The sequence below is a fragment of the Corynebacterium sp. KPL1824 genome (assembly GCF_000478095.1).
Classification (GTDB): domain Bacteria; phylum Actinomycetota; class Actinomycetes; order Mycobacteriales; family Mycobacteriaceae; genus Corynebacterium; species Corynebacterium accolens.
This window is the reverse complement of the sequence record NZ_KI515749.1, coordinates 718,327-743,303: the sequence shown is the minus strand read 5'-3', so window position 1 is coordinate 743,303 and position 24,977 is coordinate 718,327. Positions and strand designations below refer to the sequence as shown.

At 58.7% G+C, this 24,977-nt stretch carries 20 protein-coding genes and 2 pseudogenes; 11 read left to right on the top strand and 11 right to left on the bottom strand.

Going from position 1 to position 24,977, the window contains the following annotated elements:
• The first annotated feature begins 301 nt into the window (after positions 1–301).
• The 4 genes from HMPREF1267_RS03485 (at position 302) to HMPREF1267_RS03470 (ending at position 6,527) form a co-directional block, all read left to right on the top strand.
• Positions 302–2,248, top strand: coding sequence for a fructose-specific PTS transporter subunit EIIC (locus HMPREF1267_RS03485; protein WP_023028408.1), 1,947 nt, complete (start codon positions 302–304; stop codon positions 2,246–2,248).
• A gap of 145 nt (positions 2,249–2,393) precedes the next feature.
• A complete protein-coding gene (locus HMPREF1267_RS03480) occupies positions 2,394–3,155 on the top strand; it encodes a LamB/YcsF family protein (RefSeq protein ID WP_005281702.1) in 762 nt (253 codons plus the stop codon).
• On the top strand, positions 3,155–4,744 hold the full coding sequence (locus HMPREF1267_RS03475; protein ID WP_023028407.1) for a 5-oxoprolinase/urea amidolyase family protein: 1,590 nt from the start codon (positions 3,155–3,157) through the stop codon (positions 4,742–4,744). Before HMPREF1267_RS03480 ends, HMPREF1267_RS03475 begins: the two co-directional genes overlap by 1 nt.
• The gene (locus HMPREF1267_RS03470) at positions 4,734–6,527 is read left to right on the top strand and encodes a biotin carboxylase N-terminal domain-containing protein (protein WP_023028406.1); all 1,794 of its coding nucleotides are present in this window, start codon (positions 4,734–4,736) and stop codon (positions 6,525–6,527) included. Before HMPREF1267_RS03475 ends, HMPREF1267_RS03470 begins: the two co-directional genes overlap by 11 nt.
• On the opposite strand, the gene HMPREF1267_RS03465 is transcribed toward HMPREF1267_RS03470, so the two are convergent.
• Positions 6,524–7,651, bottom strand: a complete 1,128-nt coding sequence (locus HMPREF1267_RS03465; protein ID WP_023028405.1) for an ATP-binding protein — start codon at positions 7,649–7,651, stop codon at positions 6,524–6,526. The genes HMPREF1267_RS03470 and HMPREF1267_RS03465 overlap by 4 nt on opposite strands.
• A 144-nt stretch (positions 7,652–7,795) precedes the next feature.
• Here HMPREF1267_RS03465 and HMPREF1267_RS03460 point away from each other — a divergent pair, with 144 nt between their 5' ends.
• On the top strand, positions 7,796–8,413 hold the full coding sequence (locus HMPREF1267_RS03460; RefSeq protein WP_023028404.1) for a GntR family transcriptional regulator: 618 nt from the start codon (positions 7,796–7,798) through the stop codon (positions 8,411–8,413).
• 20 nt (positions 8,414–8,433) lie between these two features.
• On the opposite strand, the gene HMPREF1267_RS03455 is transcribed toward HMPREF1267_RS03460, so the two are convergent.
• The 3 genes from HMPREF1267_RS03455 to HMPREF1267_RS03445 all read right to left on the bottom strand — a co-directional run bounded on the left by HMPREF1267_RS03455 (position 8,434) and on the right by HMPREF1267_RS03445 (position 11,115).
• The gene (locus HMPREF1267_RS03455; protein ID WP_005277438.1) at positions 8,434–9,213 is read right to left on the bottom strand and encodes a putative hydro-lyase; all 780 of its coding nucleotides are present in this window, start codon (positions 9,211–9,213) and stop codon (positions 8,434–8,436) included.
• The gene (locus tag HMPREF1267_RS03450; RefSeq protein ID WP_005277435.1) at positions 9,204–10,367 is read right to left on the bottom strand and encodes an NRAMP family divalent metal transporter; all 1,164 of its coding nucleotides are present in this window, start codon (positions 10,365–10,367) and stop codon (positions 9,204–9,206) included. Before HMPREF1267_RS03450 ends, HMPREF1267_RS03455 begins: the two co-directional genes overlap by 10 nt.
• A gap of 196 nt (positions 10,368–10,563) precedes the next feature.
• A complete protein-coding gene (locus tag HMPREF1267_RS03445) occupies positions 10,564–11,115 on the bottom strand; it encodes an endonuclease domain-containing protein (RefSeq protein WP_023028402.1) in 552 nt (183 codons plus the stop codon).
• Between the two features lie 813 nt (positions 11,116–11,928).
• Between HMPREF1267_RS03445 and HMPREF1267_RS03440 the strand changes: the two genes are divergently transcribed.
• A complete protein-coding gene (locus HMPREF1267_RS03440; RefSeq protein WP_023028401.1) occupies positions 11,929–12,981 on the top strand; it encodes an RNase H family protein in 1,053 nt (350 codons plus the stop codon).
• 20 nt (positions 12,982–13,001) lie between these two features.
• On the opposite strand, the gene galK is transcribed toward HMPREF1267_RS03440, so the two are convergent.
• From galK to HMPREF1267_RS03410, 6 genes are all read right to left on the bottom strand, one after another.
• Positions 13,002–14,228, bottom strand: a complete 1,227-nt coding sequence (gene galK / locus HMPREF1267_RS03435; protein ID WP_023028400.1) for a galactokinase — start codon at positions 14,226–14,228, stop codon at positions 13,002–13,004.
• Positions 14,221–15,315, bottom strand: coding sequence for a galactose-1-phosphate uridylyltransferase (galT, locus tag HMPREF1267_RS03430; protein ID WP_023028399.1), 1,095 nt, complete (start codon positions 15,313–15,315; stop codon positions 14,221–14,223). Before galT ends, galK begins: the two co-directional genes overlap by 8 nt.
• Entirely contained in the window at positions 15,315–15,557 is a 243-nt protein-coding gene (locus tag HMPREF1267_RS03425) for a hypothetical protein (RefSeq protein ID WP_023028398.1), read from the bottom strand. Before HMPREF1267_RS03425 ends, galT begins: the two co-directional genes overlap by 1 nt.
• A gap of 10 nt (positions 15,558–15,567) precedes the next feature.
• Positions 15,568–17,217, bottom strand: a complete 1,650-nt coding sequence (locus tag HMPREF1267_RS03420; RefSeq protein WP_023028397.1) for a sodium:solute symporter family protein — start codon at positions 17,215–17,217, stop codon at positions 15,568–15,570.
• Positions 17,218–17,235: 18 nt separating this feature from the next.
• Entirely contained in the window at positions 17,236–18,135 is a 900-nt protein-coding gene (locus tag HMPREF1267_RS03415; RefSeq protein ID WP_023028396.1) for an aldose 1-epimerase family protein, read from the bottom strand.
• 280 nt (positions 18,136–18,415) lie between these two features.
• Positions 18,416–18,871 (bottom strand): YdcF family protein, encoded by a 456-nt coding sequence (locus tag HMPREF1267_RS03410; protein ID WP_023028395.1) that lies wholly within the window; start codon positions 18,869–18,871, stop codon positions 18,416–18,418.
• Between the two features lie 121 nt (positions 18,872–18,992).
• Here HMPREF1267_RS03410 and HMPREF1267_RS03405 point away from each other — a divergent pair, with 121 nt between their 5' ends.
• From HMPREF1267_RS03405 to HMPREF1267_RS03385, 5 genes and pseudogenes are all read left to right on the top strand, one after another.
• Positions 18,993–19,982, top strand: a complete 990-nt coding sequence (locus HMPREF1267_RS03405) for a LacI family DNA-binding transcriptional regulator (protein WP_023028394.1) — start codon at positions 18,993–18,995, stop codon at positions 19,980–19,982.
• Positions 19,979–21,530 (top strand): annotated as a pseudogene (locus HMPREF1267_RS13465) (sugar ABC transporter ATP-binding protein). The gene HMPREF1267_RS03405 and the pseudogene HMPREF1267_RS13465 overlap by 4 nt, the downstream one beginning before the upstream one ends.
• Positions 21,531–21,539: 9 nt before the next feature.
• On the top strand, positions 21,540–22,481 hold the full coding sequence (locus HMPREF1267_RS03395) for an ABC transporter permease (protein ID WP_023016865.1): 942 nt from the start codon (positions 21,540–21,542) through the stop codon (positions 22,479–22,481).
• Positions 22,482–22,491: 10 nt separating this feature from the next.
• Positions 22,492–23,405 (top strand): annotated as a pseudogene (locus HMPREF1267_RS03390) (substrate-binding domain-containing protein).
• Entirely contained in the window at positions 23,402–24,310 is a 909-nt protein-coding gene (locus HMPREF1267_RS03385; RefSeq protein WP_005277419.1) for a ribokinase, read from the top strand. Before HMPREF1267_RS03390 ends, HMPREF1267_RS03385 begins: the two are co-directional and overlap by 4 nt.
• Before the next feature lie 18 nt (positions 24,311–24,328).
• Here the strand turns inward: HMPREF1267_RS03385 and HMPREF1267_RS03380 are convergent.
• The coding region (locus HMPREF1267_RS03380) for an endonuclease domain-containing protein (RefSeq protein ID WP_232215099.1) at positions 24,329–24,977 on the bottom strand (649 nt) is incomplete at its 5' end.

Below are 24,977 nucleotides of genomic sequence, written 5' to 3'. Positions count from 1 at the left end.
CCAAGATGCGGGCGGTTACGGTTTACTTCTAGTTCTGTTTCTAGGGTACCGCCGGTCAACACTGGTGCGATCTCCGCGATGCTATAGGTCCCATGCTCAATTTGAGCAAAGTCGCCCCTCAAAAATCGCATCGCGCCTTCAATTGACGCAGAGGAGGATGCGCATAGGACCCTGCACAGAGGAGGTTGTACATCGGGCACTGCGCATTGGCTCCCGCACACAGGCCCCCGCACAGCGGACTCTGCGCAAAGAACCTCCCCTTTTCCTTGTGCTCGTTTAACCGGGTGCCTTTAATAAGAGTATGAGCACATCAGATTCTTCGCCTTTCATTCTCGCCATCACGGCGTGCCCAACGGGTATCGCCCATACCTATATGGCCGCCGAGAACTTAGAGGCCGCCGCCAAAAAGCTGGGCTACCGCATCAAGATTGAAACGCACGGTTCCATCGGTGTGGAAGGCAGCTTCAGTACACAGGACATCGAGGAAGCCGATGCGATTGTTATCGGTGCCGATACGACCATCGCGAAGGACCGATTCCACGGCAAGCGCCTGGTAGCCACCGGTGTGGACGAGGCCATCAAACACCCAGAGCGGCTACTGACCAAGTCCTTGGAGGCGCCGCGGTGGAAGGGTGAGGATAAGGGGGCATCGGAAAGCGAGGCGGAGGACGCCGCGGAAGATGCTGGGCTGCGCGGTATTGGGCAGACCATGTACAAGGCGCTGATGAATGGTGTTTCCCACATGATTCCTTTCGTGGTCACCGGCGGATTGCTCATCGCCGTGGCGCTGTCCTTGGGCGGCACGCCCACGCCGGAGGGGCTGTCGATACCTGAAGATAGCTTCTGGAATACGCTCAATGAGCTCGGTGGCCTGGCATTTTCGCTGATGGTCCCGGTCTTGTCTGGCTACATCGCCGTTGGCATCGCGGATAGGCCGGGCTTAGCGCCAGGCCTTATCACCGGGCTCATCGCCACAACCGGCTCGCTGTACGGGTCCGAGGCTGGCGCCGGATTCTTGGGCGGTATCGTCACCGGTATTCTCTCCGGCTACGTGGCCCTTGCAATCAAGAAGATTCCGGTGCACAAATTCATCGCGCCGATTTGGCCGATTATCGTCATCCCAATTTTCACCACGCTGATAGTGGGCTTGGCCTTCATCTATTTCATCGGCGCGCCGATTGCCACCGCCTTCGAGGCCATGACCGAATACCTCGGCGGGCTGGAAGGCTCATCGGCGATTGTGCTGGGTCTTATCATCGGCGCGATGATCGCTTTCGATATGGGTGGGCCGTTCAATAAGACTGCCTTCCTGTTTGGCGGCGGCATGATCGCGGCGGGAAATGCTGCTCCGATGGGTATGGCCGCCGCCGCGATTGCGGTTCCGCCGCTCGCAGTGGGCGTGGCCACCCTCCTGCGCCGGGGTTGGTTCAATAAGGCGGAAAAGGACTCCGGTATCGCCGCGCTATTTATGGGATTTTTCGGCATCACCGAAGGCGCCATTCCCCTAGCCGCGGCACGCCCCCTGCAAGTCATCCCGGCCAACGTGGTGGGCGGTGCCGTCGCCGGTGCCATGGCAGGCGCGTTCGGTGTCCAAGATCATGTCATGCATGGCGGCCCTATCGTCGCCGTCCTCGGCGCGGTGGATCACGTGGCGTGGTTCTTCCTGTCCCTGCTCTGCGGCGTTGCCGTGTGTGCCGCGCTCATGCTCCTGCTCATTCGCCTGACGCAACGCTCCCCGGAATCGGACGAGGCGACGGAGTCACCCGCAGTGCTCCCGCTTCTCGGTACCTCTACCATCAGCCTCGATGAGCCGCTCGGCCATGACTCCGAGGCCGTCATCAAATCCTTGGTTTCCCTCGCCGCAGCCGATGGCCGCATTAGCGACGCCGCTGCGGTTGCCGATGCCGCCCTTGTCCGCGAGTCCCAACACTCCACCGGCGTGGGCCACGGCGTGGCAATCCCGCACGCACGTTCCGCTGGGGTTACCACACCGACGCTGGCCTTCGCCCGGCTTCCCGAAGGTGGCATCACCTGGGGCACCGGAGAAGGACCCACGAGCTTAGCGTTCCTTATCGCCGTGCCCGATGACGCTGGGAAACAGCACTTGAAGCTGCTGTCCACCCTCGCCCGCGCCATCATGAAGGAGGATTTCCGCGCCCAGCTGCACGAGGCCAGCTCCCGCGAAGAGGCAGAAGGGATTATCTCCTCTGTCCTCCAGGTCAAACCCCAAGCCGCCGTGGAGTCTTAGTTTTCTGCCTTGCCCTCGGTCTGTCCGGAAAGGAGCTGTTCCACCGACACCACTCCGCCCAAAAAGTAACCGCCTTCACAAATGGCAGTGGCACGGGTTACACTAGGAACCACACTTATTGTTCAACAATTAAGGATGGTGTTGAATGGCTTCGCTCCACATTGATCTCAACGCGGACTTGGGTGAAACCACCGCTGGCAACCCGGTAGCCGATGATGCCGCGATGCTGGAGATGGTCTCCTCCGCCAATGTCGCCACCGGCTTCCACGCCGGTGACCCGCACTCCATTGCGCAGACCCTTAAATCCGCGGCGCGTGCGGGAGTCACGGTCGGAGCACACGTGGGCTATAACGATCCGGCCGGTTTTGGCCGCCGCTTCATCGACTACAACGCGGCGGAGCTCGCGGACGAGGTCACCTACCAAATTGGTGCGCTCGATGCGCTGGCGCGCGCCAATGGCACGCGGGTGTCTTATGTGAAGCCGCACGGCGCGATGTACAACACCATCGTCAAAGACGAGGCACAGGCCAAGGGAGTTATCGCAGGCATCAAGGCCTTCGGTGACCTCCCCGTGATGCTGCTGCCGGGCGGCCTCGCGGTCGATATTGCAGAATCCCAAGGCCTCACCGTCATCCGCGAGGCCTTCGCGGATCGCAACTACAACCCAGATGGCACGCTGGTCTCCCGCAAACAGGACAATGCGGTATTGGGGGATGAGGGGGATGTCGTCAAGCGCGTGCTGGAAGTCGCCCAAACCGGATCTATTACCGCCATCGATGGCACCACGCTCGATGTCGATGCCCAATCCGTGTGCACCCACGGTGACTCGCCGGGCTCCGTGAAACTGCTGCGCGGTGTGGTCGAACGCCTCAGCGCGGAAGGAATCGATATTCGGAGCTTTATCTAATGCCGCATATTCACTTCGTTGGCACCCGCGCCCTCCTCATTGATTTGGACGGGCTCGAGCAGGTCATGGCGTGGCACGCGGCGCTGTCCGCTAAACCGCTGAAGAACCAGGTGGATTGCATTGCCGCCGCCACCACGTTGCTCATTACCTTTGAGGCGCCGAATTCCGCGCGCGCGGCCGCAGAGTTCCTGACGGACTTCTCCCCTGCCGCCGCTACCGCAAAAGAGGCGCGCACGGTAGACATCGACGTGCTTTACGATGGCGAAGATGTCGACGCCGCCGCCGAGCTCCTCGGCATGTCGCGCGAGGCCTTGATTGACTGGCATACCTCTACCGAATGGACCGCCGCCTTTGGCGGTTTTGCCCCCGGCTTTACCTACTGCGCGCCCTCCGATCCTGCCCAGGCCAAGGCCGTTCCCCGCCGCTCCGATCCGCGCACCGCCGTTCCGGCTGGTGCAGTAGGCATCGCGGGCGAGTTCTCCGCGGTCTACCCGCGCGTTTCCCCAGGTGGCTGGCAGTTGCTCGGCACCACCAATACCCCGATGTGGGATTCACACGCTAACCCACCCGCGCTGGTGCAGCCCGGTGACCGCGTGCGCTACCGCGCCGTGGACGAGCTACCGGACTTGGTGGATCGCAGCGCGGAATCCAAGCGCTCGCCGGCCCGCCTGCCCCGCATGGAGGTCCTCGATGCCGGCCTGCTCACGCTTTTTCAAGACCTTGGCCGCCCCGGCGTAGGTGACTTGGGCGTAACACCCTCCGGTGCCGCCGACCACGCCGCCGCGGCAACCGCGAATGTCGCCGTGGGCAATCCGCGGGGTGCGACGGTGCTAGAAAACATCGGCGGCATTAAGCTGCGCGCGCTGACCGATACCGTCATCTGCGTTACCGGCGCCACCGCCCGCGTCCGCCTGGGTGAGATGCCCGTACACCTCGCCCGCCCGGTGCTCGTTACCGCCGGCCAGACCGTGACGGTCGGTGCCGCAACGGTGGGCATGCGCAATTACGTGGCCATTCGCGGCGGCATCATCGCCGAGTCCGAGCTCGGGTCCTCTGCCACCGACGTCCTTTCTGGCCTCGGCCCCGACCCCGTCACCACTGGCGATGTCATCGGCGTGCTCCCCCGCTCGACCGGCATGACGGATGCGCAATTGGTCAACCCCCTGCGCGTATCCGCTGATTCCGCTGGCAAGACGCGCGCGACGCTGCGCTGCGTGCTGGGCCCGCGCGATGACTGGTTTGGCGATAATATCTCTACCTTCCTGGATACCGAATGGGTCGTTTCCTCTGATTCCAACCGCGTTGGCCTCAGGCTTTCGGGGACGAAAGACGGGGATGTCACCGTGCAGCGCGTGAAAGACGGCGAGTTGCCCTCCGAGGGAATGGTGGCCGGTTCCATTCAGATCCCGCCGAATGGCAAGCCGGTGGTCTTCCTGCGCGACCATGCCGTCACCGGCGGCTATCCCGTCATCGCCACCGTCTTGGAAGAAGATATCGACATTGCCGCGCAGCTCCCGCCCGGCGCGCGCGTGACCTTCCGCCTCGTGACACCCCAAGCTTTAAATACTGGAGAAGAAAATGCAGATTAAAACCGTCCTCATTGCTAACCGCGGCGAAATCGCCGTGCGCATTGCCCGCGTGGCCCGCGACTTGGGCATTAAGTCCATCGCCATTTATTCCGAGGCCGATGCCGGCGCCCTGCACACCCAGGTTGCCGATGAAGCCTATGCGCTGCCCGGCAATACCGCCGCCGATACCTATATGAATATCCCGGCGCTGCTGGATATCGCCGTGCGCGCCGGTGCGGATGCCATCCACCCGGGCTACGGTTTCCTCTCCGAAAACGCCGACTTTGCCCGCACCGTCACCGATGCCGGCATGATCTGGATCGGCCCATCGCCGGAATCCATCGAGCTTTTGGGCGATAAGATTGCCGCCCGCCGCGTGGCCGAAGAGGTCGGCGCGCCCCTGGCTCCGGGCACCTCCGATCCGATTGATGATTGGCAGGAGGCCCGCGCCTTTGCTGAGGAGCATGGGCTGCCGATTGCCATCAAGGCCGCTTATGGCGGCGGCGGGCGCGGCCTTAAAGTCGTGGACTCCATGGATGAGATCGAAGGCGCGTTCAACTCCGCCGGGCGCGAGGCTATGGAGGCATTCGGCCGCGCCGAGTGCTACGTGGAGAAGTTCCTGACCCACCCGCGCCACGTAGAGGCGCAGGTCCTGGCGGATACCCACGGCAACGTCCGCGTGCTAGGCACCCGCGATTGCTCCACCCAGCGCCGCTTCCAAAAGCTCATCGAGGAGGCCCCGGCACCCGCGCTTTCCGATGCCCAGCGCAACGGCATCATCGAAGGCGCCCGCTCCATTTGTTCCCACGTGGGCTATACCGGCGCCGGCACCGTGGAATACATAGTTTCCGAGGACGGCACCATCTCCTTCTTGGAGGTCAATACCCGCGTCCAGGTCGAACACCCCGTGACCGAGGTGGTGACCGGCACAGATATCATCGCCGAGCAATTCCGCATCGCCGCGGGCGAGCCCCTGTCCATCTCTAAGGATCCAGCCTCCACCGGCCACGCCTTTGAATTCCGCATCAATGCCGAGGACATCCTCAACGGCTTTGCTCCCTGCCCCGGCACCATCGTCTCCTTCGAGCCGCCCACCGGCCCCGGCATCCGCGTCGATTCTGCTGTCCGCTCGGGATCCATTATCCCGCCGTACTATGACTCGCTCATTGCCAAGCTCATCGTCTGGGGCCCCACGCGCGAGGTGGCCCTCGCCCGTTCGCGCCAGGCGCTGCGCGAATTCGACGTCTCCGGCGTGCGCACCGTGCTGCCCTTCCACCGCGACATGATGGACGAGCCAGCACTTATTGGCACCCCGTCTTCCGCCGAGGCCGATGCGGGTGCCAGCGACATCGGCGTGTTCACCGACTGGCTCGACCACAACTACCGGCCCTCTGCCGCGAACCAGGTAGACAAGGTCGAGGCCATCTACACCAAGCGCCGGACGGTAGCGGTGGAAATCGATGGCAAACTCGTCAATATCGGCGTGCCCATGGACTTCCTCGCTGGTGCTGGTGCCGGCGCTGGCGCGGGCGCCGCGGGTGATTCTGGTGCCACTGCCACCGCTCCCTCGACGGCCGGGGCACAGTCCAGCGACGATAACGCGGTCACCTCCCCCTTCGAGGCCAACCTCGTGGCCTGGAATGTATCCGATGGCGATAGCGTCTCCGAAGGAGATTCCATCGCCACGGTCGAGGCCATGAAGATGGAATCTGCCATCAAGGCCCCGCGCGGCGGCACCATCAAGATCCTCGCTGAAGAGGGCGACCGCCTGGATTCCGCGACGGTGATTGCGACCATCGACTAGCGCGTGCTGCGCAAATACTCGCCAAGGTAGGGCAAAAGGAAATGCACGGTTCCGTAGCGGCGGCTAGCGATGAGATCGCGTTCTAAAAGCAGCTTGCGGGCCATGGAAATGGCATTGGGAGTCTTGCCCAGGTGCGCCGCGATGGCACCGGTGGGAATATCAGCCCCGTGTTCGGATTCCAGCTCCGCCATGGCGTTGAGAAAAGCGCGCTGGGCGTCAGGAACATTCTTCAACGCAATCCTGTGCACCTGGTTGCCCATATGCGCTGGAATCTCGCGCGCAATAGAGGACACGTGACGCTCTTCGATGGCATCCGCCCCATCGAGTACCGCACGGGTCCACGCCAAAGCACCGACCAGCTGCAATAGGTACGGATACCCCTGCACCAATGCGGTCGCCTCCTTTAAAGCGCGCTCGCTGAAACCGCGCCCAGCCGCGGTGGCGGTGCTGTGGAGGGTTTCGGCTACGGTGGCATCATCAAGCAGCCCCAAATCCAGCCGTTGAGCGCGGCGCAAAAAGGTGGTGCCCTCATGCTCCAATAGCTCTTCTACCCCGAAGGTCAATCCCGCGGCGGCGAAGGCAATATCGTACTCGTCGCGAATGAGATCCTGGATGGCGGTGGCAAGTTGCGCAAGCTCATCCACGGAAGCCGCTTGCACCTCATCGACCGTTAACAAGACGCCCGCATCATGCGCACGCGCGGCCTTCAGGAGGCTGCGCAGCCGCGAGACCAAGCTGGGCTGGGCCTGGTTGTGAGGTAGCTGCGTCGTCACAGATCCCACGCCCGCCACAGAGAATCCCGTGATCTTGCGGCCCGTCTTCTCCGTATAATCCAACTCCTCGATGGCTTCCGGAATCGTGGAATCGCGCAGCTGTGCCACCATCTGGGTATCCGCATAGGCGCGGATGACAACCCACCCCAGGCGGCGCGCGGATTCTTCAAACTCATTGAGAAGTACCGTTTTGCCCACCCCGCGCGTACCGCTGACCAGCAAGGCGCGCTGCATGGCGCCCACGCCACCCAGGAGCCCATAGTTAAACGAGCTGATTTCAAATTCGCGCCCGGCCAGCTGCACCGGCGACGCGCCGAAACTGGGGCGAAAAGGATTCTTATCCGGAATCACTCTGACAGACCTCCCATTTAGATCCTTTAGAACTATGGTTTCAGTTTAGATCCTTTAGAACTTTGCCACCTCTTTAGAACTTTTAGATCTTTAAGTCATACGGAATGGCCGTTGACGCCTCACCCATTCAGTAAGGTGAGGGTCATGCTTTCCCAGTCCGTCGCCACCGCTTTGCGCCAAGAGATGTCGGCCGGCAATTTTCAGCCCGGCGAGCAGCTCAGCGAGGTAAAGGTGGCTGAGCAATTCGGTTGCTCCCGCAATACCCTCCGCGAGGCTTTCACCACGCTCGCCGCTGAGCGCCTGGTCGAGCGCATCCCCCACCGCGGCGTCTTCATCGCCACCCCGGATGCCGCCTATATCCGCGATTTATTCGCCGCCCGCGCCGCCATCGAGCCGGCCGCGGCGCGCTGGGGCGCGTTTGCCGATGCCCCCTCGCTTATCTCCCTCGCCTCCTCCGCCTTCGAGTGCGCAAGGCGCAATAAACACCAGGAAGTCTCCTCCATTAACCAGCGCTTCCACCAAGCCCTGGTAGCAGGGCTGGGTTCCCCTACCTTGGATGAGCAGATGAGCAACCTTCTCGCGCGCATGCGGCTTACCTTCTTATTGGTCATCCCGCGCTACCCGCAGCTGCACGCCGAGCATATTCAAGGCAACGTTGATGTGGCCACGCTCATCGCGGATGGAAAACGGGAAGAGGCCACCACGCACTTGCGCGATAGCCTCTTAGAAACCTGCGATACCATCTTGTCCCTCACGGACTAATTAAGCGGAGGGGTCAATGCCTAAGGGATGAGGTACTCTGCATCGCGGGCATTGGTCACCAGCATCTTGCCCGGCGCGTGGGAAATAGCCAGCTCTGGCTTTGATTCCATCACGATGGCCTGCGGGGTAACCCCACACGCCCAGAAGACGGGAAGGCAGCCTTCTGGAATATCCACCGCATCACCAAAGTCCGGGTGCGCTAAATCCGCGATACCGATGGCCGCTGGGTCCCCCACGTGCACCGGCGCACCGTGCACGGACGGATAGCGGGAGGTAATGCGCACCGCATCGGAAACCTGCGATGCCGGAATCGGGCGCATCGATACCACCATTGGCCCGGAGAATACGCCCGCAGGAGTAGTGGGGATATTCGTCCGGTACATCGGCACATTGCGCTGCTGTTCGATATGCGCGATCTCTATACCCGCATCCACCAACGCCGTTTCAAAGGTAAACGAACAGCCGATGAGGAAGCTGACCATGTCGGGGGTGTAATAGGAGGTGGCATCGGCAAGCGTGGCCGTGTGCTCACCGTTTTCAAAGATGCGATAGGCCGGAATATCGGTGCGAATATCGCCGCCAGGTAGCAGATCCGAGGTGTACTGCCCCGCCTCAAGCACGCCGACGATGGGGCACGGCTTGGGGTTGCGCTGGGCAAAGAGCAGGAAGTCGAAGGCGTATGCGCTGGGCAGCGAGAGCAGGTTGGCCTGCATGTAGCCCCGCGCGTGCCCGGCGGTGGTGGTCATCTCGTGGGTGCGAGCGAACTCGCGCACCTCTTCTGGCGTGTGCATTATGCCCATATTGCTGTGATTCCTGAGACTGCGCGGAGGCCGATGAAAATGGTAAGCAACCAGGCCAAGCCGCCAAGGATAAGCAGCCACTTTGGATACTTATAACCCTGCAGCAGATCCTTGCGGCGCCAAGCTACCCACATCACCAGCGCGAAGCCGATGGGAAGGATGAGCCCGTTAATCGCACCGGCGAAGATCAAGAGCTTTTGCGGCGCGGAATTGATTATTACAAAAATGACCGTGCAGACCGCAATGAAGATAACGGTGAAGATATTACGGGTCCGGGCCGGGGTTTCCTGGGTGGTCACGAAGGAAACCGAGGTATAAGCGGCACCGATGACCGAGGACAGCCCTGCGGCAAAGAGCACCATACCGAATGCACGAAGGCCGAATTCACCGGCCGCGTGGTAGAAGGCATCGGCGGCGGTATTATTTTCTTTTAGCGTGACGCCGGTAGCCACCACGCCCAATACCGCTAAGAAGAGCAGCATGCGCATAATACCGGTGACGATGATGCCGCTGACGGAGGTCCGCGTAATATTCTTGACGTTTTCAACGCCGGATAAGCCTGCATCGATCAACCGGTGCGCGCCGGCGAAAGTGATATAGCCACCGACCGTGCCGCCGATGATGGTGGTAATGACGAAGAAATCGATTTCACCCGGCGCGACGGTATTCTTCAGCGCCTCCCCTACCGGCGGCTGGCTGACGATGGCCACATACAGCATGAGCAGGATCATCACCGCGCCCAGGGCTGCCACGAGGCGGTCCAGCGCCATTCCAGCGCGGCGGGAGAGGAAGATGAAAACCGCAATCGCCGCCGCAATGACGCCGCCAATGCGCGCATCGATGCCCAGCATTGCGTTCAGGCCCAGGCCCGCGCCGGCGATATTGCCGATATTAAAAATCGCCCCGCCGAAAAAGACGAAGCCGGCGAGCACCCAGCCCAAGCCGGGAAGAACGGTATTGCCCAGGGTGTTTGCGCGCATTCCCGTCACGCAGAGCACGCGCCACACATTGAGCTGGATGGCAATGTCCACGAGGATGGACAGCGCAATGGCGAAGGCAAAAGAAGCGCCCATCTGGACGGTAAAGACCGAAGTCTGGGTCAAAAAGCCCGGGCCGATGGCCGAGGTAGCCATGAGGAACATGGCGCCCGCCATGGCGCCGATGCCCTTGGGCGGGATCTTCGCATCCGCCTGCGCCCCCGCCTGTGCCGGGGCGGAAGCCTGTTTTTCAGCACTCACTAATTTCACCTTTCGTGACGCCAGTCTCTCTTAAATGTGATTCGCATCATCATAATTGCTATTACAGAGGTTGTTCAACAACATCTATAGCTAGGGGTGCTTCGGGGGTGATCTACGCTACTTTTCCTGCCTTTCGCTCCAGGTATTCAACTATCGTCTCCACTACCTTATTCGGGTCATTGACCAGATCTTTTGGCCCGAATCTCAATACCTTATATTTCTGGTTTTCGATTTCTCGTTGCCTGCGCATTTGTTGCTTAACCACCGTTTCCGGCGCTTTCCCATAAGTACCGTCGTACTTGGTGTCCCCATCGACCTCGATAATGAGCCACCCATCGATACATAAGTCAGCCCGGTACTTTCCCAATACGCGAAATTGAGGGTACACAGTGGCAGCGGGAATCCTTTCAATAATTAACGCCCGCAAAAGCGACTCGTACGGTGATTCGGATCCTGCGTACGCATGCTCCACCGCCATTTTCATGGGGATAGGCCCCTTCATCCGAGCCATTGCTGCCCGTGTTTCCTTCAGATCTTCTACCGACACCAGGCCCGCGCGCAATGCGGAATCGACCGCAACAAGCCCTTCCGCAAACCCATGTAACCTTGCGATATCCAAGCATGTCCGCGCCGGATTCGTCACCCGAACTCCGGACTTTTCCACCGTTGTCTCCTCTATGCGTGCCATACGGTAGTAATTTCGCGGCCACTGCGTTTTCGGTGGAATACTTCCTGACGGCGAGGCGAGTTCAATGACCTCGTTTCTCCGGGGGATCACCCATATTCCCCACATACGCGCAGCCGACTTAGCCACCAATGACGCTCGGTGCGCACTTAGGCCGGCCGCTAAAGTAAGGGCAACCTGTTGCTTATGCCATGGCCAGCTTTCCCACGTCGTTGTTTTCACTGCAATCCATGGAGCGACTCGCTTTAATTCTCCCGTGTACAACGCGGGATAGTAAGGACTAGTTGAACCTGCGTAACGAAGATTAATTAACTCATGATTTAGCATGCCCTTTATCTTCGCGGCTCTGTGGAGAAACTGCCGAGCGTGATGCTCCAAATGGTCATATTCTGAGCTCCCTGCTGGAAACCTGCACCGAATGGGTGCCAATCCCACGGAACGGGCGACTAACACCTTTTGCGAAGGCCAGGCAGTCGGTCGCTTTGGTCAGGGTTGGAAGGCCAGCCTCCTATGTTCAACCTCCACTGCAATAACTGAGCAAAATGGTGCCTCAAATATCGCAAATTTTCTTCAAATGTTGCATAGGACCCTGCACTTCTTAGGAGCAACCTGAAGAGGCCTTTAAGCAGCCGGTTGCGGAACATCCTGAGGAGGCTTTTGCACAGCTCTTTTGCGACCCTGTTGCGGGTTGGAACGCAATGAGGCCTAGAACTATCGCGAACCTTCACGAATCGAGCCCACATCAGGCGCGTGCAGCTCACAGCTGGAATGGGGCGTGATTTACTAGAACCAATGGAACCCCTCGAGCTCTCAGCACTTACCGGCACGCAATCGCGCACCTATGGCACCCGCAAAATCACCAAGGACATGGTGTCTGCGCCGGTCCATGTGGCGATCGCGTTGTGGGATGAACGCTGGGATTCAGCGGAGGATGGAACCATCGAGGGGTGGGTCATTGCGGTCAATACCGCCCAGGCACGCTTCGTGCGCAAAGGCCAGATCAAAAAAGGCGATATCGTTAAAGTTGCGGTACGCGAGCTGCAACGCGCCCTGCACGGAATCGATGGGCGCACCTGGATTGTCACCGGGCGCAGGCAAAATGCGCTCCGAGCGGCGCTCGAGAAGCGCGGCTATACGGTGACGGGGAGCTTTGCGGGGGAGAATCGGGCATCGGCAAGCGCGAGCTCCGCACGCCGCAAACAAGCTGGCTTGACCGCGCGTAAGGCCCGCAAGCTGGGCGAGGCACCGAAAAAGAAAGAAGCCAACCAAGTCGAAACGCCAGAGGCGAAATGGTGGCCAAACTTCTCGCACACGACGTCGTGGCCGGCAGGCGCGGTGGTACGCATCGCCACCGACGCCTCCTCCGATACCGTATTCAAGGGCTCGATGTGTTTCGTGGCGGGAAATGGTGACTACCGCCTGCGCACCCGCGAAACGAAAGCCAGCACGGACGAACTGGAACTAGAAGCGCTCACGCTCGCGTTAAAGTACCTGCTCAAGGTAGGTGCGACAAAGGCTGTCATCGAATCCGATTCTGTTGCGGCATTGGATGCGGTCAACCACATTGTGCACAAGAAAGGCTCGAAGGCCGCCCGCCCGGGACGCAGGTGGCGCGGGGTATCCTCTGGCGCGCGCTCCCGATTCCAGCAGGCTTGGGGCGACCTAGAAGGCACCTGCGAGGTGGATATCCGCCGAGTCCTCGGCCATGCTGGGGATCCGCTCAATCGCGCCGCCGATCAGATTGCGTATATGGGGCTGCGCGCCATTGCCCACCCCATGAAGCAGTCACGGCCTACTTTGCAAAGCGGGATCAGCAAGGCGCTCAAGGCGGTAAAGCCCCGGTAACGGTTTCCGCCGCAGCACGCTTAGTGTAATCGGCGCGCGCCCTCTCCGGGGCGGGCCACCACGAAGGTCGGAGCGGGAAAGCCTTGCTGTGCCGCTGCTTCTTCAATGGCCTGCGCGGTCGCGTCTACGTCGTCCTTCGCTATTAGGGCGATAACTGCGCCGCCAAAGCCACCGCCAGTCATGCGCGCACCGAGCTCACCTGCCGCGTTAAAAGCAGAGTCGAGTTCGGGCGTTGTGACCTCGTAAAAATCCCGCAGCGAGACATGGCTATCGCGCATCAGCTGGCGAAATGTATCCATATCGGATGCGCACAAGGCGGAAGCAGCGCTCAAGGTGCGCTCGGTTTCTTCCACCACATGGCGCACGCGCCTTTGGTACAGCTCGGCCGAATCCGAGGACTTTTCGGCAACAGTTGCGGCAAAATCCACAGCATCCGGAATATCGCGGATGGTGCACCCAGCCGCGGATTGCACATCATCGATAATCCCGCGGCGGGAGGCATACTGGCCATCGGAAAGCGTGTGTGGCGCATTGGTATCCGCAATGAGCAGCACCAAGTCCTGGGAGGCGATATCGAAGGGGATGCGTTCGACGGCTCCGGTAGAAAAATCGAGAAATAGGGCCTTTCCGCGCTGCCCAAAGAGGCTGGCATTTTGATCCAGTCCCCCGGTGGAGGCGCCCACCACCTCATTTTCAGCACGGATGCAGGCTTGGACGAGCTGCGCTCTAGCAGCATCATCGGGTAAACACCCATGGTCGAGTTCATAAGCTGCTACGGCAATAGAGCACTCCAACGCTGCAGAACTGGATAGACCAGAACCAACAGGAACGTCCGATACAATCGCGATATCGAGCCCAGTGCACTGCAATAAATCGGCCTCGACCGCCGCCCAGATGGTGCCAGCGATATAGCCTGACCAGTCAGCAGGATGCCCCGGTTTCACGCTAGAAAACGGAACACAGGCCTGCGCGACGGAACCATCGAATTCCGAAGCGATGCGTAGTGCGCCATCTGTACGCGGGCGCACAGCTACGGCCGTATTTTGTTCCAAGGCAAAAGGAATGGATGCGCCACCGGCATAGTCAATATGCTCGCCGATGAGGTTTACCCGCCCCGGAGCAGCCCACACCCCTACCGGCTCGGGGGCAGCAGCACCTGTCTCATCGTCAGCGAAAGTCGCCGCAAAAAGCCGACGGGCAGCGGCTGCAAGTTCCTCGTCCGTGCGCGCAGTAAACCATTTAGGCATCCCAAACCTCCTTGAATCGCGCTGCAATACGTTCCGGCGTGGTGTCATTAATCCACACTCCCTGCGCGGATTCAGACCCGGCAAGATACTTCATGCGATTTGGCGAGCGCATGAGCGAAAATAGCTGCAAATGCATGCGGACGCCCGAACGTAGCTCCGGATCCACCGGGGCTTGTGTCCAGCCGGCAATATATGGTGTCTTTTCCACGCCCTCAAAAAAGCGATCGACCGCGGAATAAAGCTTTTTCAGCACTCCAGCAAGGTCGGCGCGTTGTGCTTCATTAAGCGCCGAAAAGTCTGGGACATCGTCATTGGGCAGAACCATCGCCTCAAGCGGCCATTTAGCGGCCGCGGGGACGAAGACAGTGAAATATTGCGTCTCCGCAATGATGCGATCACCTGCTTCCCGTTCCCTATCGAGAAGCTCCTGGAAAAGATCGCCGTCATAGGCGCGAACCGAATCCACAATGGAGCGCAACCGCGGGGAAAGGAACGGGTAAGAATAAATCTGGCCATGCGGGTGCTGGAGGGTAACCCCAATTTCTTCCCCGCGATTTTCAAAGGGGAATACTTGCTGTACTCCATCGATGGCGGATAATGCGGCGGTGCGGTGTGCCCAGGCCTCGATCACGGTGCGAATACGGGATTCAGGCAGATCGCGGAATGAAAGGGTTGGGTCTTCGGTAAAGCACACCACCTCGCAACGGGCTTGGGCTGGCAAGCGCGGGACCATGCCGAGGAGCTCATCTTTATCCGGTTCCTCAATCGTGGCGGCCATGGAGAAAGAGGGAAAGCGGTTTTCAAAAACCACCACGTCATAGCTGGGGCTGGGAATCTCAGTAGGCAGTTGGTCTGGCCGCGTCGGGGCTAGAGGGTTCTCATTTGCCGGCGGCATGAAGGTCCTGTTCATGCGGTGTGCGGCAAAAGCAACCCAATCGCCGGTCAACGGATCACGGCGCATTTCAGAAGCAGGAGCGACGGCGGGGATATCGCGGGCATCATCAAGCACGCGATCGGGGTGAGGTTGGTCGTCGAAGTAGATGATCTCGCGGCCATCGGCAAGCGTGGCATGGGTGATATCAACCATTACTCTTCTCCTGGGATCCTGATTGGTTTCAGGCGCGCCCACAGAACAAAAAGCGCTGCTACCGCGAGCATTGCCAGGCCTGCCCACAGGTTATTCGCCGCCTCTTTTGGCATTGCGGTATCCGGGTTGACGCCAGGGTCAAGGAAGAAATAACAAGCAATGAGAATAATTCCGTACAGGCCTAATAAGGCGCCAATCACATTGCGCAGGTCAAACGCGCCTGCGTGCTTTTTATCAGACATGAGCTACTCCTTAGGCAAAGATGATATTGAGGCCGACGGCCATGGCGAGGCAGATAATGCCCAATGGGACAGTTTGCTGGTACCACGGCAGGGACTTTTCGGTGTAATCCTCGAAGTGGCCCTTAGGCGTCACGGAAGAAACAAAGCCCACGAGCTCGCTGTCAGGTTTGGGCTGGGTGCACATGCTGACGATGATGGACACAAGGATATCCACAACGAAGGCGACACCAGCAGCAACGAACGCAGTTCCCTGCCCCGGAAGATTAATGGCGTCAGTGAAGGTAGCTACGTACCAGAACGCAATCGCCGAAGCCGTACCGGCAACCAAGCCCGACCAACCGGCGTGCGGAGTCATCCGCTTCCAGAACATGCCCAAGATGAACGTGGCGAAGAGCGGCGCATTAAAGAATCCAAAGAGCGTTTGCAGGTAATCCATGATATTGCCAAAGTTTTTCGCCAACAACGCGGTGAAAATCGCAATCGCCGTCGCCGCTACCGTAGCCCATCGCCCGAACTTGAGGTAATAATCGTCCTCACGATCCTTAACCACATACGTTTGCCAGATGTCATAGGACATAACTGTGTTAAAGGCAGAGATATTGGCGGCCATACCAGCCATAAAGGATGCCAACAAGCCCGCAATGGCCACGCCCAAAAGGCCATTAGGCAGCAAATCACGCATCAGCAACAAGATGGCATCATTCGGTTCAGCCCGTTGTTCCATCAGGTCCGCAACCGATACCGAAGCCACCATGCCCGGAATTACCACCAAGAATGGGATAAACATCTTTGGGAAGGCACCGATAATCGGAGTCTTGCGAGCAGCGGAAATGGAATCTGAGGCCATTGCTCGCTGCACCTCGACGAAGTTCGTGGTCCAGTAGCCGAAAGACAGCACAAAGCCCAATCCCAAGACGATGCCGATAACGGACCATACCGGGTTATCGAAACCGGAAATCTCCGTACCCGGCCAGGTGTGGAAGTGAGATTCTTCAGCCACGGCATCCTTCAAACCGCTCCATCCACCGACCCGGTTAAGGCCGATGATGGTCAGCGGCGCCAGTGCAGCCACGATGACGAAGAACTGCAATACCTCGTTATAAATCGCTGCCGATAGGCCACCCAACGTGATGTAGGACAGCACAATGAGTCCTGCTACCAGCAGAGATACCCACATCTGCCAGCCCAACAAGGCTTCCACGATGGTGGCCAAGAGATACAGGTTCACTCCGGCGATAAGCAGCTGAGCGATGGCAAAGGAAATCGCATTCACCAAGTGTGCTGCGTTGCCAAACCGCTTGCGCATGAACTCTGGGACCGAACGCACCTTGGAGCCGTAATAAAACGGCATCATCACGATGCCAAGAAATACCATGGCGGGAACGGCACCGATCCAGAAGTAGTGCATGGTCTGGAAGCCATACTCCACACCATTGGCGGACATACCAATAATTTCTACCGCACCCAGATTGGCGGAAACGAAGGCCAACCCGGTTACCCAAGCCGGCAGACCCCTTCCGGATAGAAAGAAGTCAATGGAGTTTGAGACCCGGGCCTTTGCCGCCCAGCCGATGCCCAAAACGAATAGGAAGTAAATGGCTACCAAGAGGTAGTCCACCCATGAGGCATCCAGCCTCAATACGGATTCAGCTGTTTCCATCGCTGACCTTTCTCGATTTTATTTTTCTACGGCAGACAAATGCAGGCTAAAAACGTGCGGTTTCCCCTGCTTTAGTCGCACAAGATCTATCCCACTGCGCAAGGCATTAGGTGGCGCACTCATAGGTTCAACTGCCAAGGCCTTGCCCGATGGTGCTACTTCGCGGGGAAAATTCTCCGGTGTATACAGTTGCACCCACTCCACACCGCTATCCATGGCCAAGCGGACCCCGCGGCCATCGGCGGTATAGTCCGCTACAAGCGGGCCGTGTCCGTGAAAACAGTCATCCCAGTTCACACGGTCCAGCGGTGTGTCCACCAACTTCGCCGGGCGCACCTCACCGGTGGGCAGGTTTCTTTCATCCAGAAGGTGGTGCTCATCCACATTCAGGTTGAGCACGCACTCGTGGGTGGGCGCACCCTGCGCAGACAGGTAGAGGTGAAGCCCATAAGCAAATGGGATGTCCTCGGCGTGCTCGGTCACGGCCTTCAGATGAGAATGCAAGCCGCTGTCATCCACAGCGTAGGTGGCCACTAGCTCTACAGTCCAAGGCCAGCCATTGTGGGGCCCAATGCTAAAAGTTAGCGTGACCTCGTCCTTATGCTGTTCAATTAACTTCCACCAGTCCACTGCAAGCCCATGAATAGCGTTATTGCGCTCTGGTTCTGTAATGTTCAGCTGGTAGTGCTCGCCCTGCCAGGTGAATTGACCGTCTTCAGTGCGGTTAGGCCACGGCGCTAGTACCACCCCGGCCATCATCGGGGGCTTGTCCTTGTAGTTTTCTAGCAGCGGCCGTCCCCGAAAGGTCAGGGATTTCACGCCGCCGCCCCATAGGGCAATTTCGGCTATGTACTCGCCATGAGAGATGCTGACGCACTCAATGTCGGCGCGCTCTTCATTCGATGTATAACCGGTCATATTAACGACCTTTCTGGCTATAACGTGTGGTTGAAATCAGCTTAAGATCTCGCGCAAAATCAAGTCAATCGTTTGCACAACCATCTCCTTAAAAGGGGTATTTGGCCAGCTCGGCCACTGCAAGATTGACCCATTTCAGGGCTACTGCGGTGTACATACCCACACCATTGTGTACCCACATGCCTGAGATTGATTTTTACCTCTCCCCCAGAATGCGAGGAATACTAGCCTCCCAGCAGTCCAAGCCAGACGAGATCACCCACTGCACAATCGCTTCCCACTACTTGCGCAGTCGCCGCCACAGGATGCGCGCCGCGGAATGCGGGGTCGCCACAACCTCGCGCAGGTAATTGCTCGGCATCGAAAGCCACGGCGTGCGCGCGGGATGAACGTTAATCGCGATCCCCAAGTACCAAGCCCACAATGTGGTGCGCAGTGCATGGAAATCGTTGGTAACCACCTGCAACACAGCATCTGGTGCGAGGCTGTGCGCGTTTTCTAGGTTCTCATTTGTACTGGTAGCGGCCGGTTCCACAAGTACATCCGCAGGATCCACACCCCGCTGGAACAAGTACTCAGCCATCGCGCCCGCTTCCCCTCGGCCAGAGACGATGACCGTCTGCCCAGAATAGAGCTCGAGTGCCTTATCCAAGCGAGACCGCAGCATGGCGCCCGGATGGCCGTGGGTGACACGGGAGCCCAAAACAAGGAGCGGATCGCGCTGGGAATGTTCCATGATTATTAGCTTAGACCGGCGGGAACCCTTGACACTGATAAGAGCCAAACCGTAGAGTTAAAATAATCGTGCAAACGATTGCACACTTAGTCGTTTATTCCCCACCAATGAGGAGCTCGGCATGGCTACAACCACGCTGAAAGACGTCGCCGCGGCTGCTGGGGTGTCCATTTCCACCGCCTCACGGTCTTTGGCGGGAAATACCTCGATCTCAGAAGCCACGCGGACTCGGGTTCAAGACATCGCCGATAAGCTTAATTACAGGCCCAATGCTCAAGCGAGGGCCCTGCGCAGCGCGCGCTCACACGCCATCGGGCTCATCATTCCCAACCTGGATAACCCCTACTTCGCCGCCATGGCAGCAGCGGTGGAAAAAGAAGCAAACGCCCAAGGCATCGCCACCATCATTACCAGTTGCGGGGAAGATCCGGAACGCCTAGTGACAGCACTGGAAGCATTGGGACAACGACGAGTCGACGGCATCATCGCCGTACCACTCTCTGGAGCAAAGGATGCCCTGGCGCAATCGCAGGAACAACGCCCCCTCGTTCTCATTGACCGCGAACTCGACTCGCTGCCAGCCGTGGTTTCGGACCCCTCCCTTGGAATCAACGACGCCGTGGCCCAACTCAAGGACAAGGGCCATACCAAGATTGGTTATCTCTCAGGGCCGCAGGAAACATCTACTGGTCGCCAGCGCCTCGAAGTGTTTAAGCAGGCCGCTCAGGGAATGGATATACACATCCACCAAGGCAACTTTCGGCACAAGGAAGGCTATAAGGGCGCCATCGAACTGCTGCAAGCAGAAGTCACCGCAATTGTTGCCGGGGATTTCATGATGACTGCCGGCGCATTAGAGGCCTGCCATAACGCCGGTAAAGCCATCGGCCAAGAAGTAGCGCTCGTTGGTTTCGATGATTTTATCTATCTGCGGTTTCAAGCAGCCCCAATTTCCGTGGTGGACCAAGATGTCGCCTGCATGGGCCGAACCGCCGCTGCTGAACTCATCGCATCCATCGAAGACAAACGACAACCCCAAGGAAAAATCCTTCCCACCCGCTATATTCCGCGGATGTCCACAGCCCACGAGGTGCAGGGAGAAAACACATGAGCGATACCGTCCTCAAACTCGACAACGTTACTAAGTCCTTCGGACCAGTCGAGGTCATCAAAGGCGTAGATTTAGACGTACGCTATGGGCAGATTCAAGCCCTCCTCGGTGAAAATGGTGCCGGGAAATCCACACTCATCAAGATGATCGCAGGCGTACACGAGCCGGATTCAGGACGAATCCTCATTGATGGATCCGAAGTTAAAAATCCCCGATACTAAAGCCTCCGAAGCGCTTGGCATCGCCACAATCCATCAAGAGCTCAACCTCGTTCCCACGATGTCTGTGGCAGAAAACATCATGCTCGGGCGGACGCCGAATAAGTTTGGCCTAGTCAACAGAAAACACCTCAAAGCACAAGCTAAAGCAGCATTAGACCTCATCGGCTTGGACGTTGATTTAAATCAACCGGTAAGCGAGCTGGGCATCGCCAAGCAGCAATTGGTAGAAATAGCCAAAGCCCTATCGATGAATGCGCGCATCCTCATTCTTGATGAGCCAACCGCGGCATTGACGGGCAAAGAGGTCGATGCCCTTTTCGCGGTATTAGAGGACCTTAAAGCCAAGGGCGTCGCGATGGTTTTTATCAGCCATCACCTCGATGAACTGGCGCGAATCGCAGAAACCATCAGTGTGCTGCGAGACGGCGCCTTCATCGCTGAAGTCCCCGCTGATACCGAAAAGGACGAGCTGGTGCGCCTCATGGTTGGCCGTGAGATTGAAAATCAGTATCCGCGAAAAGCTTCGGCTCAGCCTGGCGAGGCACTGCTTGAAGTTAAAGACCTGTCCTCCGAAGGCGCATTTCACGATGTCTCGTTTGAAGTGCGCGCCGGCGAAGTGGTCGGGCTGGCCGGCCTTGTGGGAGCGGGCCGTACAGAGATTATCCGCGCTATCGCCGGGGCGGATTCGTATGATTCGGGCACGATACATGTCGAAGGAAACGCTCTACCCAACGGCGATATCAGTTCCTCCATCGCCGCAGGGGTAGGCCATATTCCGGAAAACCGTAAATCACAGGCCTTGATCCTCGATGCCTCAGTATCCGACAACCTTGGTCTTGCCACCTTGTATCCCACGGCGAAGGCAGGGCTCGCAGACCGCAAGGGGCAACACCGACGAGCCGGTGAGGTTGCCGAAACCCTTCGGATCCGGATGGCCGGGCTGGACCAACCCATCCGTGATCTCTCGGGTGGTAACCAGCAAAAGGCTGTGTTCGGTCGGTGGGTACTGGCCGGCTCCAAAGTCTTATTGCTTGATGAACCAACTCGCGGCGTCGATGTTGGTGCAAAGGTAGAAATCTACAACATCATCAACGAAGTAACTGCAGAAGGCGGAGCAGTACTCATGGTTTCCTCGGATCTGCCTGAGATTCTCGGCATGTCTGACCGCATCCTCGTAATGTCCGGGGGCCAGCTGGTAGGACAACTGCCCAAGGATTCCACTCAAGATGAAGTCATGGCCTTGGCGGTTTCTAACGTAGCTGCGGCTACGGACGTCTCCGAGGTCAACACCGAATCCGCCGCATCACCCTCCGCCTCTACAAAATAAGGACTACTCATGACCAAGAATCGCATTGCCAACTGGGCCATGAATAATGGCGCGCTCGTGGGGCTCATCGCCTTGTGTATCGCGCTCTTTATCGCCACTCCCTATTTCCTTACGGTGGCTAACCTCCTCAACGTAGGTATTCAAGCTGCCACGGTGGCCATCTTGGCCTTCGGCATGACTTTCGTCATCGTCACTGCAGGCATTGACCTTTCTGTTGGCTCGGTGGCGGCCTTGGGAGCAATGGTTTCGGCCTACATGTTCTCCAACGCTGGGCTTCCCGGCTGGCTTACTCTGCTTATCGGTTTGTTCGTCGGTGCGCTCGCCGGTGCTATCTGCGGTATGGCCACTGCTTGGGGAAAAATTCCGTCATTCATCGCCACTCTAGCCATGATGTCCATCGCCCGCGGCATCACGCTCGTAATTTCACAGGGTTCGCCCATCGAAACTGCACCCACAGTTAACGCTTTCGGCGGTGACGTATTCGGCTTCCCTGTTCCCATCATCATGATGGTCATCGCTGGCGTTATTTGTTGGTTTATCTTAGAGCGCACCGTCCTTGGCCGTTCGATGTATGCCATCGGCGGAAACCTTGAAGCCGCGCGCCTGTCTGGTCTGCCAGTAAGGCGTATCCAAATCGCAGTATTCGCGCTTTCCGGATTTTTCGCCGCCTGGGCAGGAATGGTTATGGCGGGCCGCCTTGAATCCGCACAGCCACAAGCCGGAACCGGCTATGAGCTAGATGCTATTGCAGCCGTTGTCATTGGTGGTGCCTCCCTTTCCGGCGGACAAGGCAAAGCCACGGGCACACTCGTTGGCGCCATCCTTTTGGCCGTGATTCGCAACGGATTGAATCTGCTCAATGTTTCTTCTTTCTGGCAGCAGATTGTCATCGGCTTGGTCATCGCCCTAGCCGTGGGCTTCGACGTATTCCGTAATAAGACCGCGAATTAGGCAGGAGACCATGAAGAAACTTTTAGTCTCACTTATCGTCCCAGCACTAGCGTTGGGTCTAGCCTCGTGCAACCGCTCCGAGGAGGATCGAAACCGCATCACCCTGTCCGTATCGACGCAAACTAATCCATTCTTCGTAGAATTACTCCACGGCGCGCAGGATAAGGCCAAAGAGCTCGACGTTCCCCTCGATATCCAAGATGCCTCCGATGACCCGGCTCAACAGGTCAATCAGTTGGGAAATGCGACATCCATGGGCGCAAAAGTGGTGGTCATTAATCCCACCGACTCTGATGCCGTCGCCCCGCTGTACGCAGCATCAAAAATGATGGTGTGCCAGTCATCGGAGTCGACCGAGACGTCAACGGCGTGGAACTAGATTCCATGGTTGCTTCTGATAACGAGGCCGGTGGCGCCCAAGCGGCGGATAAACTCGCAGAATTGATCGGAGAAGAGGGCGAAATTCTGATCCTGCAGGGAACCGCTGGTACCTCTGCCTCGCGCGAACGAGGCAAGGGGTTTGAGGAAAGGATCGCGCAGTACCCCGGCATCAAGATCGCCGGCAAACAGTCCGCGAATTTCGACCGCACTGAAGGCCTCAACGTAACGACCAATCTGCTGCAGGCGAATCCGAATATCAGCGCCATTTTTGCAGAAAACGATGAGATGGCTTTAGGTGCTGTTGAAGCCCTCGGCTCCAGAGCCGGCAAGGAAGTCAAAATTGTTGCCTTCGATGGCACTTTTGACGGGCTCAAAGCTGTAAAAGATGGCAAGCTGGAGGCAACGATCGCCCAGCAGCCTGCCGAGCTTGGTGCCCGCGCAATTGAACAAGCAGCAGCGCTTCTACATGGCGAGAGCGCAGAAAAGAATGTTCCTGTTGAGGTTATTACCGTCACCAAAGACACCGTGGAGGATTTCCAATGAGCAAACTCACCGTCGTCGGCTCGATTAATGCTGACCTTATTGTCCACGCCGAACGCCACCCGCACCCCGGCGAAACCCTGCTGGGCTCCGGCGGCGAGATCCTCGCTGGCGGCAAGGGCGCGAACCAGGCGGTCGCCGCCGCGCAATTGGGCGCCAATGTAGCATTCGTCGGCGCGGTTGGCTCCGACCCCTACGCCGAGCCCGCCATGCACTACATGCACAGCTCCGGCATCGATCTCAGCGCGGTGGAACAGTCCGATACCACTACCGGCTTGGCGGTCATCACCGTCTCCGCCGATGGCGAAAACACCATCGTCATCTCCCCCGGCGCCAACGCTCTTGTCGATGCCCCCTTCGTCACCGCCCGCCAATCCACCATCGCCGATGCGGACGTAGTCTTGCTCCAGGGCGAAATCCCCGCCTCCGGTTTCAAAGCTGCTGTCGATGCCGCCCAAGGACGCGTAGTCGTCAACCTCGCCCCGGTCATCGAGGTGGACCGCGACGCCCTCCTGCAGGCCGATCCCCTCATGGCCAACGAGCACGAGGCCGGCCTCATCCTTGAGCAACTGGGCCTTTCTTCCACCGGCACCCCGCGCGAGCTCGCCCACCGCCTCGTCTCCGCCGGCTTTAAATCGGTGGTGCTGACCCTCGGGGCCGAAGGCGCCTACGTGGCAACGCCCGAATCCAACACGGACATCCTCACCCCACAGATCACTGCGGTCGATACCACCGGCGCCGGTGATGCCTTTGCCGGAGCATTTTGCACCAAACTCCTTGAAGGCGCCACGCTTGTCGATGCCGCCACCTTTGCCGCCCGCGTCGGTGCCTTCGCCGCCACCAGCGCCGGCGCCCAGCCGTCCTATCCCACGACCTCTTCGAGGTTGCCAGAGGTCACGCAGAAATAGAACTGTGTTCGGTGGTATCTAGCCGTAGATTGGTTCGGACTCAAATCCGGCAAGAATCCAATGCCACTGCCACACGGGCTTGTGAACGTGCGACGTGAAGTTGGTGCGGTCCTCGTCTGCTTCGATTATTTGCTGTACTACATCAACTAAGTGGTGCTTCACGCAGCTTCCCGAGTACCGCAACACCGTATAGCCTTTCAACGCAGCGTTATTTCCCTTCCATCGGTCTTTAATGAAGGTCCCTAGGTCTTCAGCCTTGTGGTAGTCGTAACCATCAATCTCTACCGCCACCTTACCCACCACAATGTCCCACAGGTACGGACCGATTTGGTGGTTAACCTGCACCTTTTTACCGCGCTTCTGCAATGCGCGGGTCACCTTTCTCTCCACTTCACTATCGGCACCGATGGCGGCCTTTTTCACCAATTCTTTAACCCTTGCTGGTACCCGAGAGATAGCGCCCCGTTCCTTCTCTAGGGCTTGTTTCCCGCGTCGCGTCTGATAGCGCGCTTCTAGCATCGCCACCGCGTCCGCTTCGCTTACTTCTCCCGCAGCCAAAAGCGGATTCTGCACGGGAATGAAGCGTCCTGGGTTTAGTTCCGCTTCTTTTACAGCCCTGTGTTGATGGGCTGGGTGAGATAGTACTCGGTTTCTACTTCCTGTGGGG